Below are 16914 nucleotides of genomic sequence, written 5' to 3' on the forward strand. Positions count from 1 at the left end.
GCAGTTTAACGAAACAATTTCCAAGTATATGCAATTATGTTTCATGTTGGCGCAAATATACCTCGGCAGAGCGGTCTGGAGGGGGAATTTAGCTCAAGTTGATTGGTTCTGTGGCATCGTAGCGCGCCAGAAGTTGGATTGTTTATGAAGATGTCAGAAAAAGGTTCGGTTTTTCCCGGCATGCGAGAGTATCGGACAGGTGCTGTCTTTCTCGGGTTGCTGGTTGCAGTTTTGCTGACGCTGATACTGCGACTTTGGGGGATTGAGCTACGCAGTATGTCCCATCCGGAAATCTATGTCCCCGGTATAGATTTGGTTTCCGGTATTTCCGAGCCGCCACCGCGCCATAACCTTGCCGAAACTATCTGGTGGCATTTCCATGATGAACCGCATCCAATGGGCTGGTATGTATCCATGCTAGGCTGGACTAAGGTTTTTGGAACGTCACATTTTGCCTTGCGGTTTCCCGGCGTATTGTTTGCCTTAGGTTCGATCCCACTGATTTTTCTGATTGCCCGCAACATCTTCGGGTCGACTGTGGGATGTCTGGCTGCATTACTGTTGGCACTTCATGGTTTTCATGTGTTCTGGAGCCAGACGGCCCGCATGTACGTCGCCGGAGCCTTCCTGTCATTGCTGGCAACGTGGCTTTTGCTGTGTCTTGTCAGAACGCGCAAGCCGCGCCCGGGCCTCGAGATTTCTTATGTAATCTCGGTTATTGCGGGAGTTCTGACGGTTGAGCTATTCTGGCCCCTGATCATGATCCAAGTGTTCTGGGTAGCTCTGGTCCTGCCTCTACCAAGAGCGGACGGTTCGCGACTCCGACATCGGATCGGTCTGAGGCAGGCCCCCCGGTTGCTACAAGTGCAGGCGTTTGCCTTTATCTTGTCTGCCCCGGCTTTGACCCATGCGGTGTATCGTGCGCGTAAAGGTGCGGCTCCTGATCCTTCGCCTGACTTTCTGTTCGAATATTTTTCTTTTGGGTTTCTGTTTGCAAAAGATGATTTTGCAGCTCCGCCGTTGCAGACCGAACCGGTCTGGTCATGGGTGGTTCTGGGATTCGGCTTGTTGCTCTTAGTGGCAAGCCTGAAAGCTCCAAAACGCGAAGCGCCAGTGATGGGGCCACAGCAAAAAATCTCGATATGGGTTTTGGTGTCGGCGGCGGTCTGTTCGGCCTGTTTTATGCTTTGGCTGGGTTCAATCGCCCATCGCAGAACCGAAGCGCTGATGGCGATGTCTGTTTTACCCTTTCTGGCGCTGCTCATCCCCGTTCTGGGCAATATATGGGGAGTTATTGTGCCCAGATTGCCCTCGAACACACTGTATTTTCCTCAGGAACGGACACTGCTTTTGTTGCTGATCGCGGTTGGCTCTCCGCTGATCTTGTTCGCAATATCCTACAAAGTTTCTATCCTTGCCCCCAGGGCTTTTCTTCTTTTCGTGCCTTATCTGCTGATCCTGTGCGCGGCGGGTGCAGTCTGGCTGTTCAAGGATCACCGTTTCAGGCTGGCGTTGATCAGCCTGTGTGTGTTGGTGTTTGCAGCCAGTATTCCCTACGCTGCTGGTAAGCCGGGCTCTCCTAACGACTATCAGGGTATTGCGAAGGCCATGCGACTAGAAATGACGGGCAGTGATCTTGTTTTCCTGCGGGACCGCGATTGGGTTGATACGCCACTGTTCTATTATATCAATGATGGGCAATTCATTGTTCAGGATTATGGAGAGGCCCTGCGCCGTAACCCCGATGCTCGAGTCTGGCTGATTACATGGCCCGATGTTGGGCAATCCAACGTTGCCGATGTGCGACGTGAGGTCCTGAATAATTATAAACGGGCCCTCAAAATCAAAAGATTGCGAGCCAGCGCCGAGCTTTTCGAACCCGATGCCGGGAATTGACCATCCCGAGGTAACTTTCTGGTGGTCCGGCTTGGGGGATATGACCGCGCTTGATGAACCTATGCGGTTTGCAGATTAATCGGGTCGCCTATCGGTGGGGAAGTGAGTCTGATCCCCTAATCCCAGGCTACTTTCGACAATATAAAGCGGGCGTTTCTGAGCCTCTGCATAAAGCCGTCCCAGATACTCCCCGATCACACCCAGCACGACAAGCTGCAGGCCACCGATCAGCAGCACAGCAACCATCAATGAGGCATAGCCAGGCACATCCACCCCGTAAATAAGGGTGCGCGAGATCAGGAAAGTACCGTAGATGATCGCAGCCAACGCAGTCAGCATTCCGACATAGCCTGCAATCCTGAGCGGTACCGTGCTGAAACCGGTAATACCATCCAGCGCAAAGTTCCAAAGGCGCCAGTAGTTGAACTTGGTTTGTCCCGCGGCACGTTCGGGGCGGTCATATGCCACTTCAGTGTGCCGAAACCCGACCCAGGCAAAAAGGCCCTTCATAAAGCGGTTGTGCTCGCGCAGCTGCCCTACAGCCTGAACCACCCGCCTGTCCATAAGGCGAAAATCTCCGGTATTGGCGGGTATCGGTACGCCTGAAAGCCGGTTGATGACCTGGTAGAATTTCAGTGCCGACCAGCGTTTCATCGCGGTATCGCTGTCGCGGTGACGCCGGATAGCATAGACGACATCGAACCCTTCACGCCACTTTTCAAGAAATTTTTCGATCAGTTCCGGCGGATCCTGTAAATCCGCGTCAATCGGAACAACAGCTTCACCTGCTGCTGCATCCAACCCTGCCGTCAAGGCTATTTCCTTGCCGAAATTGCGAGAAAAGTTCAGCACCTTGATACGGTCGTCGCGTTCATGCGCGGCGGCCAGAAGTCTGGCAGTTGCATCTGTGCTGCCGTCGTTCACGCAGATGATCTCATAACTTTCTCCAAGATGGTCGAGGGACTGTTCTAAACGCTTGAACAAAACCGGCAGAACATCTTGTTCATTGAACATAGGAACAACGACACTCAAAGTTGGAGCACCTTGGTCCGGTCTCTTTCCTCGAGACGGAAATGCGGGTGTGCCCATGTTTAACAGCGTCATAACGCGTACCTTTTCCCGTGCGTTAGGACACAGGTGATCATGATTTTTGCCCGGGCTCAAAAAAGTTTCGCATGGGCGTGCAAATTTTCAATTCCCAGTGTCTCCTCATCGTGACTAAGTACCTTACAGCGTGCATCGATGATAGTGACATTTCCAGCGGCCGCCATGAGATCTGCTAGACACGCGCCTCCGAAGAGATACAAAAAATGACCGACTATTCATCAAACTGATGATACAGAGTACTATACATCCCACACTGATTGAGGAAGGTTCGTGCTAGAATGAAAAGGTGATGCGTGGCGTTCAAAATACGAGATTGGGTGGAAGCACTTTGCCTGCGGATAAAGCGCGGAAATTTTGGTATTTCCATGCAGGGTCCAGAAGTTGCTTCGAAGACCCCAAGTTTCAAAAGAACCCACGCTCTTGGAGCGCCCGTGCACCTAGCTGCCAGAGTGCCGGAAAACGAACTTTTATCAACCTGTTCGCAGTTAGTGGAACGTATGTTCTTAGTCGCTGGTTACTCTGGAAGATTGCAGAGGATGCGGCCCGTACTTCTTGAAATTGAACGAAAGCCCAGTGCTGTTGCTGTCCAGGTGAAAAAACCAGGCAGGGGCGTTTGATGGCATCTTTCCACCGACTCAATCTTGTCTTGCGATCCTTTCGCCGGGTGGGGATTGTTGGTGGATTCAAGACAATGTGGATGCTTTTTAGGGACCGTGTGGTCGGACAGCATAGGCTGCTCTTCGCCATGAGTGGCGACAAAGCCCGGAAGATCGACGGCATGTCAAACACATTGACCGTACAGTGTTTTCGCAGCTGGTCCGATTTTGATGACCAAAGCAGAGACTTTCTGAAACGCAATCAGGACAAGATCCACTGGGATGTCCAAGGAAACCTAGACGAAGGCATGTCTGTCTGGATCGGGTTTTCCGACGGGGTTCCGGCAACCATTGCGCAAACCCGCTCCGGGCAAAACGTGAACGTATATTTCTTCCCGATGACCGAGCACTGTGCTCTGGTCTCTCACTGCTTTACCGTTCCTGATATGCGGGGGCGGGGGTACTATGTGGAAATTCTGAAGCACGTGTGCCGCACGCTGGCAGAAGAGGGGACCACGCGTATTTATATTGACTGCAGTGACAGTAATTTGTCGTCGGAACGCGGCATTCTTTCAGCGGGGTTCTTGCCCATCGGACAGGGGGTCCACCGCCGAAATGGGGCCGTTCATTGGCGACAGGATGCGCCACCATCGATTTGTCGCTTGGAGGACAGATAACTCTTGAATCAGTGAATGCTGAGGGACGAGGCAGTCACAGCATTTCAATCCGTGACGTGCCAGTTCGATCAGAATTTTATCCGGATAATAAACTCGAAACAGATGATCAATAATATTCAAGCCTTACGAGCCTTTGCTGCCATAAATGTGGTTTTCCTCCATGTCATCAAGACGGCATCAACATATGGACAAAGCACCGATTATTTATCCTTCCTGGCCGGGTGGGGTGCAAATGGGGTCGATATTTTTTTCGTGATATCCGGCTTTGTCATGCTGCACACTCAAATGCAGAAAAAGCGGCACACAGGCGCGTTCTTGAAATCGAGAATTCTAAGGATCGTGCCAATTTATTGGCTGATCACACTTTTTGTTGTGGCGGTTTATTACGCTGTTCCCGGAATCTTCAGGTCCATGGAGCTTTCAGGAACCATCATATTGTCATCGCTCCTATTTTCTTCGCTTCTGGTGCTCGGTGAGCCGCCGATTGTGTATGTTGGGTGGACCCTGGAATGGGAAATGCTCTTTTATTTTGTTTTTGGACTGTCTCTCTTCTTGAGGTCGTGGATCCATGTTTTCCTGGTTGTCAGCCTGGTTCTAGCCGGGGTATCCTTGGCGTCCGATGATTTTATATCGCTTGAGTTCTTGTTTGGGATGGCTGTCGCGTATTTTTACAACAAAGGGTTTGAAATCAGGGAAAAGACAGGGGTCTTGATATTTGTTTTCGGGATGCTTCTTTTATGCGCCTCTCTGTCGAGTGAACTTGAGGTCGACCCAACAAACCGTGTCATTATCTGGGGTGTACCGTCGTTCTTTATCGTTTTTGGGCTGCTGTTTGCGACGCAGATTTCAAATCGGTTTTTGGTTTATCTCGGGGATGCATCCTACAGCATCTACCTTGTCCAGATACTCACCATTCCCGCTTTTTATAAAGTGTCTTCGATTGTCCTTAGACCTGTGAATGGTGACGTTCTGTCCATCTTGTGTCTGGCCAGCAGCGTCGCCGCGGGATGCCTGGTTTTTTCACTGGTGGAAAAGCCCATCACCAAAGGGATGAAGCGGGCGTTCTCCTGACTATTGCAGCGGGTTATTTTGCCGGTGGCAAAACGCAGCATCTTCGGCGCCCCGACTTGACGGATCTGGAGCGTTGCTGATCCCAAATCAGCGACGCGCTCAGCCGGAAAGGCGGTCAAAATTCAGAAAAATTCTTTCAGTTTCCGGGCATGCTTCAGGTTCGATGGCAGCGATATCGCATGTCGGGCCAGCTTGGCCAAGGATCGTGTACCGGGGATGACCTTGAGGGCCGACAGGCTTTTGGACGCTTTCAGGAAGTTTTCATAGGCCTGATTGTCCGCGTGGCGGAAGTCTTTTGCGTTCAGGTCTTCCCCGCCGTTGTCGGTTGGTACGGACACGACAGAGGTCGCCTTGAGGTTCACATCGAATACAACAAAGGATTCATAGAAACGGATGCACCAAACCCGCTTTTCCGCAGCATCTGTGAGGAGTTTGGAAAAGCGCCGGTTTACACGATCTACCATGCTCATGGCGTATTTTACGAAGGAACGGCGCTTGGGGCCAAAGCCCTCCATGTAGGATGTATGCGTGTCTTCCACGACCAGCATGCCTCCATCGCGGATATGCGGCAGCAGACACTCGGTTGTTATGATCTGTTGTTCATAGGTATGACCACCATCGTCCAAGACGATGTCGATTTCACCAACCTCCTTTGCAAGTTTCTCCAGAAAGGCCGGGTCGCTCTGGCTGCCAATGAAAATTTCAAAACCTTCCTGCTCCCAGCGTTTTGCGCCGGGGTTCAGTTCAACACCAATGATGCGGGCCTGCGGCCCGAAGAACTCGCGCCACATGAACAAAGAGCCGCCACTGAGAACCCCGATTTCGACGAAGGTAATTGGCTTGCCGATGTAGGGAGAGAAAAGCTTGTCATACACATCGAAGTAAGTCGAATGCTTGCTGCTTTTGTACGGGCTGTTCAGGTAAGCTTGATAGCTTGCTGCGGTCACCGGCATTTTCTCAGGTTTCATTTCGTGGTCCTGTAATTGAATAAAGTTCACTCGTAAGCAAGGTCATGGCCCGTCTGTCTGTCATATATGATGCCGATGCAGGATCATGTGTCGAGATAAATACTCTTTCACAATAAAATGCCAAGCTGCTGCATTCTGGTTGCGGGTCTCCCTGTCTTGAAAGGCGTGCCACAATACGGGGCGAAAAACTCCCAAGTGCTATCCAAACCCTTTTTGCATGTCCTGCAGTGTGCTGGCCTGAAAAAGGCATGGGCGGGCCTCAAATTAGAGGTCCGCCCATGCTTTGATTAACAGTTATTCTAGTCGGGGGCGGCTGTCGCCATTAGGCAAACAAATCCGCGTATAGATTCGAAGCCCAAGAGTCGAAGAATTCCACATCACCCCCGGTTGTCAGAGAGTCGGTGCTGTCGGCAATAAAACCGCTGCCCTCAGAATCGGAAGCCGTTCCAGTCTCATGTGAGGTATCAGCACGGTTCAAAAACATCTGAATGAAACTGCTGTCGGACCCGCCGTCATCGTCATCGATTTTTGCAGCCTGATTTCCCTTTTTGAACATTTTTGGGCCGAAACCCGAGTTTTTCCACACAAACCGATCAGTGCTTGTATCCTCGGTCTCTGAAGCAGGCGATTGTGCGGTGTCACCCGGGTTGTCCTGATTGCTTATGTCGACAACCAACTCTCCTTGAGGTTCGACAATGTTAATGGGGTCTCCGACTTCGGTTTCAGCCCCGGTTTGAGGCTGCTCGGCGGCAGGGATACTCGTCTCTGTCTCGGTTTGAGTTTCTCCGGTATCGGTTAGGTCGCCTCCTGCCTCGGGCTGGTTCGTCCCGGTATCGGTTTGATCGCCTCCGGTATCAGGTGGTGGGGTTAACCCGATATTGGGTTGGCTCGCTCCGGTGTTGGTCCCGGAATATCCGTTACCATTCAGCCAATCGAAGTAAGTGCCAGAAATGCTGTTTGCGAGGTCAGAACCTGCACCCAACAAATCTGCCTGGCTTCCCGGTATGACGATATATTGATTGTACCCATCCGTCTGCGCCGTGGCCTGATAGGTAAAGTGCTGGTCGTATTCCGTGGGCTTGATCAAGACATTATCAGTTACAGTCCAATCCGACTGGCTATTATGCCCCAGAATCTGCGATGTGATGTTTTGGGTGATCGTGACATTACTGGAGCCGTTCGAGACAAAGATGAGTGGGATCTCGATGCCGCCCGTTTGTGTTTTCTCATCTACGTGCAGAACCGAGTTCTTGGTGATGGTAATTCCGTCGACGCCGTAAACCGAAATGCCGTGCAGGTGACCGTTGTAAATAAGGTTTCCTTCGATTAGGACGTTGTGATGAATGACATTCGGGTCGCTGAGATCCTTGCCGTCGCCGCCAAACCAGATGGTCTGGGTGTAGTCTCCTTGCCCCATATCAAAAACGTTATTGCGGATGGTGATGTTGTCACTACCGCTACCGTTTGCGCGCTGGATCTGGATCATGTCACGGTGATCGCCCGCGCCTGCCGCGCCACCAAAATCGTGAATGTAGTTATTCTCGACTAGGATGTTGTCGACATTGTCGAACACCAGCCCATCCGAACGGATCGAATGAATGTCATTGCCCGAAAAATTCACCCCGTCAGAGTTAAGAGAGATGGCGCCCTTCCACCATTTTGAGAACTCTGTGTTGACGACATTGACATTGCTGGATCCGGAGATCATCAGGCCTGTACCATATCCAGTGCCATCCGCAGATGTTCCGGTTCCGCTGGCAAAATCACCGTCAAAGTTTGAGTTCTGAAATGTGATATTCGAGCTGTTAGTGACGCTGAATTTGTTCTGGAAGTGATAGTCCCCAGCACTGTACGTGTAATCGAATTTGATCGTGTCGAATGTTACATTCGATGCTCCATTGAGATGCGCTTCAGAGAAGCTTGCGATCGCATTTGGATCAGCGGATTTGATTGTTACATTTGAAGAAAATTGCGTACCGTTCAGGCTGAGCTTGCCGTAGTCGCCTGCCGCAAGCAATATTGTTTCCCCACCTGTCGCCTGTGACAAGGCCTGGTTCAGCTCTGCCGCAGAGGTTACCGTAATTGTCGTCGACATATTTCACCTTCTGTTTCATAGGCGCTGTGAGTGGCAGCGCACGAGATCCCGCACACCCAGGACGGATGGAACAGCCGCCCGAAGGCGGCAGAGTGGCCGAAATGTGGCTATGTTTGGAAACTGTTGCCTGTATCGGGACAATCCTGCCCCCGTGCGCTCATTTCCGAGTGAACTCGATACTCAATACCGGGAATTGTTCCACTTCCCTTGGCGGTTGACGCCTGTTTGAGTAATTGATTCCCTTTAATCAACAATGAACACATAATTGCCACTATTCCGGCGCGTCCTTGCGTATCTCTGGTAGGTGTCGGCAATGAATTGCCCGGTGCCGCTACGACAACTTGCAGATTTAATTGGGACCACCCCGGAAAAGCACCGATGGGTGGCTCGGAAATGTCATGCGATCCGAGGGGCACCACAATAGACAGTATGCGGGGGGTCGACTAAGCTTTCGAGCGGTCGCAGATCAGAAAGGTACGTCATGTCCAGATCACGTATTCTTGCGCTGGCAGGTACGATCCTGCTGTTCGTTAGCCCTGCCTTGCATGCAAAGAGCCCTTGCGACAGGCAGCAATTCAAACCCAGATTCACGGCCCAGGCCCAAGGTCAGGCCATTTCCGACGCAGCCGCGCTGGCAAGTGCTTTACAGAATGCCCGTGGCGGTGAGGTCTATCTGCTTGCACCCGGAAACTATGGTACTCTGAAACTGGGCAAGGCTTACCCGTCGCCGGTGGTGATCAGATCGGCTGATCCTGCCAACCTCGCATGTTTCAGTGTCGCCATTCTTGACGGGGCCGAGAATGTCCATCTGGATGGCATCAGGTTCGACTATACATTCAAAAGCACAGATCCGTATCACCTCGCTAACTTTGTTGTCCGCAATAGCCGGAATATCACCATCTCCAACTCAGTGTTCAGCGGAGATGTCGCCAGTCGCACTGGAACACCAGAAGATGGAGCCGGATATGGAACGGGCCTGCTGGTATTCCGCGCAGCCAATGTCGATATTTCAAACTCCGAGTTCCTTACTTGGTGGAAGGCAGTCATCGCCATTAATACGGACGGCATAAAGATTACCGGCAGTGACGTGCATTCAATTCGCTCGGACGGGCTGGTGTTCGACAATGTCGATGACATTCTGGTTCAGAATAACCACATCCATAACTTCGGCGGGGCCGACGGTGTCGGCGATCACCGCGACATGATCCAGATTCAACGGGCCAATAACAGCGGGAGCGCCAATATCACGATCCGGGACAATGTTTTCGATGTGGGTGCGGGCGACTTTGCACAGACGATTTGGGCGGGCGGAGACGGAAAGGACATCGGAGACCCCGAGGTGCGGCATCGGAACGTGCTGATTGAAAACAACATGATTTATAACGGCCATGTCCACGGCATTTCTATCTACGGTTCCGACAACATTTCGGTTAGAAAAAACTCTCTGATCAATGTGCCCGGTGGCCATTCTGTGCCGGTGATCAATATCTCACCGGACTCCACATCCGTTGTCATCGAACAGAACGCAGCGGCAAATATCGTGGGGTATGAAAACCAGCGAGATTGGGTGCTTCTTAACAATGCCATGATTCAGGATCAAAACCCGTCTCAGGAAGGGTATTATGATCAGCAGTTCATCTACCATGCGTTGGGGCGGAAAAGGGGGTACAATGAGTTTGGCGTGCGTCCCGGCAGCCTCATGGATCGCCTGAATGCCGGATCGACGCTGGCAAAGAACTATCCCACTCGATGAAAACTGACATGGATGATTTCCGCTGGCGTGTTTAATGGCAAGGGCGTGGTCATGAAAGTCACCAGGTTTTTTGGTTTTTGAAGAGTTACTTGAGTTAAGGGCAGGAAATTCGAATGATCGCTGTGTCATCAGCCAAAACGAGAGAGCAGATGGCAAAACCGCTTGTCCTGATGCTGCTCGTCATATCTTTTGCGATGCCATTTTATTTCTTCCTCGGCGGACTGAAACTCAATGGCTATCGCGTGATCCTCCTCCTCTATATGTTCCCCGCAGTTTTTGGATGGCTGAGCGGCAAAGCAGGTAAAATAAGGGCGGTCGATTTCTTAGTAATAGGCTTTGCTTTCTGGGCCAGCCTGACTTTGGCCGTCAATCACGGCATTCAGGAATTGTGGCAGTTCATTGGGATGTTCATGATTGAAACCCTGACCCCCTATTTCATCGCCCGAACCTATATTCGAAATCTGGATGCGTTCCGGTTCTTTGTGAAATGCCTCTTCATCCTGATTATGGTTCTTTTACCGTTCGCCGCTTATGAAGCTGTCACGGGTAAGATGCCGCTCCTCAATCTGTTTGGGAAGGTGATGAGTGTTTATCAAAAGTGGTATTTTCCGCCGAGACTGGGATTGCTGCGCGCTCAGACAACGATGCCGCACCCGATTTTGTTCGGAGTGTTCTGTGCACCGGCTTTTGCACTTACCTGGTATGTGTTGGGATGGAATAAACCCTTTAACAAAAGGGTTGGTCTCGTTTCCATCGTTGGGGGCACCGTCTTCTGTTCCCTGTCGTCGGGTGCTTTCATGAATGTCATTCTTCAGATGATGCTGATGGCGTGGAACAGGATATTTTGGTTCCTGAAGAATAGGTGGAAAATTCTTCTCTATATCTTCTCCTTTTTGTACTTCGTCGGCGAAGTCAGTTCCAATCGGACTATGTTTCAGATCTTCGCAACACACTTCACTTTGACTCCGGGCACCGCATTTACGCGGATCAATATTTTCACTTTCGCCTCCGACGATGTTCTGCAGAACCCACTGTTTGGAATCGGGTTGAATGACTATACGCGACCCCACTGGATGGCCATGTTGACCACGGTGGACAATTTCTGGCTGGTGATAGCATTGCGGCACGGATTTCCCGGCTTGTTCCTGCTTCTGGGCGCGGTGTTGGTTATCTTTTTACAAGTCGGCAACAGGAATCTGAGCGGAGCCCTCGCAGACGCCCGTCTTGGGTATCTGATTGCGCTGTTGGGTTTGTGCATTTCCGCCATCACGGTGCATCTGTGGGACTCCACCTTCTGTTTTTTCATGTTTCTTTTGGGAGCGGGGATCTGGTTTCTTGATACGGATGATCAGGAAAGTCAGGACGGCGACAGGGTACAGTCACTAGTCGACGGCAGGAAAATGCGCTATACGCGGTTTCCGCAGATTGCCCCGGGTGAGCTAACAGTAAGACGAAGCGCCAGATCCGGTTCAGCCAGTCTTCATCCAGCGCCGCCGAGACATTCCAAGAGCCCGCCGCAAACGGCTCAGGGGGGACATTTGACCGGATAAAGTGGCATCTATCTCGTGTATGGACATGTCACCACGCAACGAGGTTCGCGGTCGCAGAAAACTGTTTGTATGCCATTTGCCACCATCGCTTGACCAAGCAGCGGTGTACCCCGCATCGCGCAAGGCCCGGAGGACCCTTACATCATAGCGCCCGAAGGGGATGCCCGCCTCTGTCACCGGGTGTCCGCAGATTTTTTCAAGCTCTGCGCGTGAGGCGCTCAGCTCTTCAACAAGTGCCGCATCCTCCAGGGTGGGCCACGCCGTGTGAGCAAGGCCGTGACTGCCAATCGTCATGCCAGCGTCACGCAGGGTATGAAGATGCTCAACATCCAGCGAACCCGCCTGTCCGATCCGATCGGTGAGTACGAAAAAACGCGCCCGGAGGTTACGGGCCGCAAGGGCGGGCAGGGCAATGCTGTAATCCGACAGATTGCCATCGTCGAAGGTGATCGTGAAATGGCCTGGATCGGGGGCCTGGGCGATCCGGTCAAGCGCATATTCAAATTGACTGACGGATAGCCAGTAAGGGGCCTCGTCCAGCTCCAGGGCACGCTCCTGTGTGCCGATGCCGTGGAAAATTATGCTCGTTCCAGTGGTCATTGGCGTGCTTTTTTCAAACGGGAATGAAGCGTTTCGGCGGTGCCTATCAAGGCGGAACCCAACCCGGCAGGCCGATATTCGTAAGGTCCGGCAGCCAGCAAGTCCGTTCCGCCGGTCCGTTGTTTGAACTCTGTGACGGTTGGGTTGATGTCAGGGTCGATACCGTCCAAATCATACCATTTTATGCCCCGCCCCCGATGCCTCAAAATGGATTCCCACATCAGGTAATGGCCGGCATTGCAGCGGCGCCCCACATCTGTCGTCGCGCCAAACAGATAGACCGCGAAATTCCCTGCCCGGCCGATTATCATGCCAGCTATGTCGGCACCATCTTTTTGGGCAAACAGAGCTTCATGAGAAAAATCACCGCTCTGAAGCGAGTAGTAGAATTCCGGGGGGATATTGGGTTTCTCAAACCCTTTGGCTGCCTGCACCTGACGGTAGAGTTTGTGAAATCTGCCCGAGGCCTCGGAGATTGGGGCGCTTTCCAGTGACAGATCGCTTTTCAACGCTTTGCGCAGATGATTGCGCCATTTGCCGTGCTGCGCCTTAAGCAACGTTTCTTCGTCCTGATCGCAATCGATGATGACTGTCCGATAAGATGGAGAGCGATCGGTGGGATGAAAACCCACTGCGGCAGCAGATTGATCCACTGTTTGTACGTCGTAAAAGGGCAAGGCAGGAAACCGCAACCGAAGGATATGGCCAGTTTCCTGAGCATATGCACGCAATGACGCAAATGTGGCATCCAGCCGGTTCTGGTCGATTTCTGGCAGTTCGCGGTGATACATCATGGGGCCAGCAGCGATCCAGGCGATGCCGCGCCTCAGGCCAGGCACGCGTTTTACGCGTAGGCAGGCGGCAGCGGTCAATTGATCTGCTTGATCCGACAGGGTGATGAACTCAGCCGTTGCACCGATCCGTTGTGCCGCTGCCTGCGCATAAGTCAGGGTCTGTTCGTATGTCAGATCATGAAAACCGGCACTGATCCGGGGCCATTCTTCCGCAGTGACTGTCTGAAACGAGAAGGTCGTGTTCATAATTGCATCCGTATCCAACTGCTCCAGAGGCTGTTTGGCCGGATTCCCAGTCGTGGGCGGACTTTCAGGAACCAGACACGGTAGTAAAAGAAATGCAGTGCATCCGCCCATAAAAGCAGAGCGCGGGCTCGTAATCGCGCGGAAGCACGGTCAGGTGCCAGAACGATATTATAAAGCGGCACCAGATCTCCACCGTAGCTCAGTTTATATTCATATTCTCCGGCACCAGCCTCAATCAGGTGCGCACCCTGATTGATCAGCTCTTCAACACGCGTGACCAGACCGACGCGGCCCAGTCCAGTCTTTGCAAATTCAGGATCGACTTCCCGTGCATTGAGCCACCAAAGCACCTTGCCGTTCAGGGTGTAACGCAACTGGCTGGACAGCAGCGTTTCATCCAGCCACTGTTCATCGATTGCCGCATGGCCTTTCGGGCTCAGGCGCTGCATCAGGGCGCGATAGAACGCTGCTGCAACCGGCCAGTCAGAAAAATGCCCTCCCTTCCCGGCGGCTTCCCATTGTCGCGTATGCAATGCGATGAACCGATCCATCATTGTATCGACGGTTTCGGGCGTGGAACTGACAGTGCGCAAGGTCTCATCCGCCGGTGTCAGGCGTTTGATGTCCCGCCGGACCTCGCGGCGACGGCTTTTCGAAAGCGAGGCCATAAACGCATCAAAGCTATCAGGTAGGGTCATAAGCGTATGTCCGCGGGTGCTGATATCACGCAAAATGGATATGCCATACCCTTTCAGGGCCCGCAGGTTTTCCAATTGCCCCGCACGTTCTGAAAAGGGCGACAGGCTTACGACGCTGCATTTCAAATTGCCGGTCAGGTGTTCGATGACAGCCCTGAGAGCTGTGTTTTCGTAACCGGCGGCAATGGGCAGTTCCATGACCGCAAAATTAGGATCCACGCCCGCCAGCCGGGCGACGCGCACCGGAACGGGACCGGCCCACAGGGTTTCAACGCAAAAAGGCAGCACGCCAACGATCTCTGAACCGTCCCGCAGAATACAGCTGACGGGATGCCGGCTGGCGGTAAACGTTTTGCCATAATGATCCCACCAGGCAGATTGCCAGTCAGACAGGAAATATATCTCGGCACCGGATGCCGAGACAAAACTGTCCCAGCTGGCTTGTGTGCTCAGCTTGTGTGCAGGCGCTTCGATGCACTCAAGATCAACATCCGCATTGCTGGAAATGGCATCTCTCATGCCGTTGGTTCCTGACCGAAGAGATGATATCGGATTGCCGCTCCGGACAGGCGCAGCCGGGCCTTGCGATCAGGTGTGGCCCGCAAAAGCCCGATCAGGCCAAAGGCAATCCCGCGCAACATTGCGCTGCTGAGGAAGATTGTGCGCGTTATCAGCTCACCACTGCGGCCATAATGCTTTCTGGCGTAGATCGTCTTGCTTTTCTGCTTTTGCACATACATGCGCGACTTGATCTGCGCGGTGCTTTTCGAGCCGCCGTCAAGATGCAAAATCCGCGCCTCGGGAGCGAAGACACAGCGTTTGCCAATATTGCGGATACGCCGGCACCAGTCAGCTTCTTCCGAATAAATAAAGAACGCATCATCCAGCAGGCCCACTTTTTCGAAGACCGGGCGTGGTACCAGCATGAACATCCCCGAGACGACATCCACGTCGCGCTGTGTTGTCCGGTCCCAGCCCCCATATTCGGGCCAGGTAAACAGCCGCTTCAGCCCAAATTCGATCACCGCCAGGCTAAGGGGTCCGGGATCGGCAAAGCAGGTTAGCTGGATGGTTTCAGGGTCCTCAAAGATCTGGCAGCCGACGCATCCGACATCCGGGTGCGCGTCGAGCCAGTTGCTCATGACATCGATCGCGCGATCCAGGATGATCGTATCGGGATTGAGCAGCAGCAGCTTGGCGCCTGCGGCAATCTCGAGCCCCTGATTGTTGGCGGCGGCAAAGCCCAGATTTTCGGTATTTGCGATCAACCGGACCTGGGGAAATTCCTTGGCCACCATTTCAGGTGAGCCGTCGCTGGAGGCGTTGTCGACAACAATGATTTCGTGCGGCAGCCGGGTCTCATGCGCAATGGACGCCAGGCAATCCCGAAGAATCTCCCGGGTGTTCCAGTTCACGATAATGATAGATACAGCGTATTCGGTACTCGTGCCGGACGGCGATGAAACCATGATGCTTTGCTCTCGTTAACCACTTACATTCCAAATCTTTAACCACTGCCACATTCTGTGAACACTTTAAACGTGACCGTACGGGGACCGTTGTTGTCGAAAAGTAGCTATAAAAGTCAAATTATTTAGATCAGTATATTAAGGTAATATTTTGACGGTGTGAATCCTTGAAAGACGAAACTGTATCAAGATCGGGTGCGGGCAAATTTTGCTCTCTGGGTTTGACATCGAATGACTGACCGTGGGAATGCGCTGTATTGCGGTGATCCTGTCATGCGGTTGTCCGACCTGTTCCGCCGGGATTCGGCTGGCGGGTACAAGGCTCTGTTTCAGGATCGGTCGGTGTTCTGGAGTTACAATACCCGCGTGGCGATCCGGGCATCTTGTGATCTTTTGGGGTTGCAGCCCGGGGATGAAGTTCTGGCCCCTGCCTATAATTGCGGTTCCGAGGTCGATCCGCTGATTGATGCAGGTCTTTCGGTTCGGTTGTATCCGGTTTCGGAAAACCTGCGCGCCGATCCTGCACGGATTGCGGCGCTTATTACCGGGCGGACGAAGGCGATATATGTGATCCACTATTTTGGTGTGCTGCAGCCAGGCCTGGCGGATCTGCGGGCCTTGTGTGATCAGCATGGGCTGCGGATGATCGAAGATTGTGCATTGAGCCTTCTCAGCGGTGCTTCACCGGCAGAAGGCCGCACCGGAGACGTATCGGTTTTCTGCTTCTACAAGTTTGTGCCTGTTCTGGGTGGTGGGGCCATGGTCATCAATGCGCCGGATCTGAGCGCCAAGCATCTGTTTCCGCGGCCTGCTCCGGGCAAGGCCGTGGTCAAAACACTTTTGCGCGCTGGTTTGGCAACCGTATTGGGGCCGTCTCGTATGCAGGCCATGCTTCAGAAGACACGCGGCCGACAAGAACCGCCGCCCCACAGTGACGGGGATCAACCGGAAGACATTCCGGGGCACTATTATTTCGACCCGGCGCTGCGCGGCGCACAGATGAGCGTCTTCACATCCCGTCCATTGCGGGCCTATTCCGTAGCAGAAACTATTGCGATCCGGCGGTCGAACTGGCAGCGGTACCGGGATGTTTTCAACGAGTTGCCCGAGATACGCATGCTTGTTCCGGAGCTTCCGGTCGATGCCTGTCCGCTGAATATGCCGATCATGGTCGCGGGGCGTGACCGGGTCGTACGGGCGCTGCAAAAAAGCGGGATTGGTGCCACCGCCTGGTGGGCGGGCTTCAACCGCAATCTCGACTGGTCAGGGCAGGCCGAGGCGATGGCCCTGAAAGACAATGCCGTATCTTTGCCGGTGCACCAGTACCTTTCGGCTGCGCATATTGATCACATAATAGTGCGGCTCAAAAGTGAACTTGTGGCCTGATCAGGCGG

General features: G+C 52.9%; 13 protein-coding genes. 6 read left to right on the top strand and 7 right to left on the bottom strand.

Features of this window, described 5'->3' with window-relative positions:
* Positions 1–144 precede the first annotated feature (144 nt).
* The gene (locus ACR0EK_RS16585; RefSeq protein ID WP_480871353.1) at positions 145–1896 is read left to right on the top strand and encodes a glycosyltransferase family 39 protein; all 1752 of its coding nucleotides are present in this window, start codon (positions 145–147) and stop codon (positions 1894–1896) included.
* A 75-nt stretch (positions 1897–1971) separates the two neighbouring features.
* Here the strand turns inward: ACR0EK_RS16585 and ACR0EK_RS16590 are convergent, their stop codons facing one another.
* A complete protein-coding gene (locus tag ACR0EK_RS16590) occupies positions 1972–3000 on the bottom strand; it encodes a glycosyltransferase family 2 protein (RefSeq protein ID WP_480871354.1) in 1029 nt (342 codons plus the stop codon).
* Positions 3001–3748: 748 nt separating this feature from the next.
* Between ACR0EK_RS16590 and ACR0EK_RS16595 the strand changes: the two genes are divergently transcribed.
* Positions 3749–4276 carry a GNAT family N-acetyltransferase gene (locus tag ACR0EK_RS16595; protein WP_480900724.1) on the top strand — a complete coding sequence of 176 codons (528 nt, stop codon included), beginning with the start codon at positions 3749–3751 and terminating at the stop codon, positions 4274–4276.
* 102 nt (positions 4277–4378) lie between these two features.
* Positions 4379–5347 (top strand): acyltransferase family protein, encoded by a 969-nt coding sequence (locus ACR0EK_RS16600; protein ID WP_480967952.1) that lies wholly within the window; start codon positions 4379–4381, stop codon positions 5345–5347.
* Between the two features lie 122 nt (positions 5348–5469).
* Here the strand turns inward: ACR0EK_RS16600 and ACR0EK_RS16605 are convergent, their stop codons facing one another.
* Together ACR0EK_RS16605 and ACR0EK_RS16610 are read right to left on the bottom strand one after the other, a co-directional pair.
* The gene (locus ACR0EK_RS16605) at positions 5470–6315 is read right to left on the bottom strand and encodes a class I SAM-dependent methyltransferase (protein ID WP_480871357.1); all 846 of its coding nucleotides are present in this window, start codon (positions 6313–6315) and stop codon (positions 5470–5472) included.
* 322 nt (positions 6316–6637) lie between these two features.
* Positions 6638–8410: a right-handed parallel beta-helix repeat-containing protein gene (locus ACR0EK_RS16610; protein WP_480967953.1), complete on the bottom strand. Its 1773-nt coding sequence runs from the start codon at positions 8408–8410 to the stop codon at positions 6638–6640.
* A gap of 481 nt (positions 8411–8891) precedes the next feature.
* On the opposite strand from ACR0EK_RS16610, the gene ACR0EK_RS16615 reads away from it, so the two are divergent.
* Positions 8892–10163, top strand: coding sequence for a right-handed parallel beta-helix repeat-containing protein (locus ACR0EK_RS16615; protein ID WP_480871298.1), 1272 nt, complete (start codon positions 8892–8894; stop codon positions 10161–10163).
* A gap of 113 nt (positions 10164–10276) precedes the next feature.
* Positions 10277–11713, top strand: a complete 1437-nt coding sequence (locus ACR0EK_RS16620) for an O-antigen ligase family protein (RefSeq protein ID WP_480871299.1) — start codon at positions 10277–10279, stop codon at positions 11711–11713.
* On the opposite strand, the gene ACR0EK_RS16625 is transcribed toward ACR0EK_RS16620, so the two are convergent.
* The 4 genes from ACR0EK_RS16625 to ACR0EK_RS16640 are packed head-to-tail and all read right to left on the bottom strand — an operon-like array spanning position 11633 to position 15520.
* Positions 11633–12313, bottom strand: a complete 681-nt coding sequence (locus ACR0EK_RS16625; RefSeq protein WP_480871300.1) for a polysaccharide deacetylase family protein — start codon at positions 12311–12313, stop codon at positions 11633–11635. The genes ACR0EK_RS16620 and ACR0EK_RS16625 overlap by 81 nt on opposite strands.
* On the bottom strand, positions 12310–13353 hold the full coding sequence (locus ACR0EK_RS16630; RefSeq protein ID WP_480900716.1) for a lipid II:glycine glycyltransferase FemX: 1044 nt from the start codon (positions 13351–13353) through the stop codon (positions 12310–12312). Before ACR0EK_RS16630 ends, ACR0EK_RS16625 begins: the two co-directional genes overlap by 4 nt.
* On the bottom strand, positions 13350–14570 hold the full coding sequence (locus tag ACR0EK_RS16635; RefSeq protein ID WP_480900715.1) for a GNAT family N-acetyltransferase: 1221 nt from the start codon (positions 14568–14570) through the stop codon (positions 13350–13352). Before ACR0EK_RS16635 ends, ACR0EK_RS16630 begins: the two co-directional genes overlap by 4 nt.
* Positions 14567–15520: a glycosyltransferase family 2 protein gene (locus tag ACR0EK_RS16640; RefSeq protein WP_480871303.1), complete on the bottom strand. Its 954-nt coding sequence runs from the start codon at positions 15518–15520 to the stop codon at positions 14567–14569. The genes ACR0EK_RS16635 and ACR0EK_RS16640 overlap by 4 nt, the downstream gene beginning before the upstream one ends.
* A 231-nt stretch (positions 15521–15751) precedes the next feature.
* Between ACR0EK_RS16640 and ACR0EK_RS16645 the strand changes: the two genes are divergently transcribed.
* The gene (locus ACR0EK_RS16645; protein ID WP_480871304.1) at positions 15752–16906 is read left to right on the top strand and encodes a DegT/DnrJ/EryC1/StrS family aminotransferase; all 1155 of its coding nucleotides are present in this window, start codon (positions 15752–15754) and stop codon (positions 16904–16906) included.
* Positions 16907–16914: the final 8 nt, after the last annotated feature.

The sequence above is a fragment of the Ruegeria sp. AE4 genome, assembly GCF_056542185.1.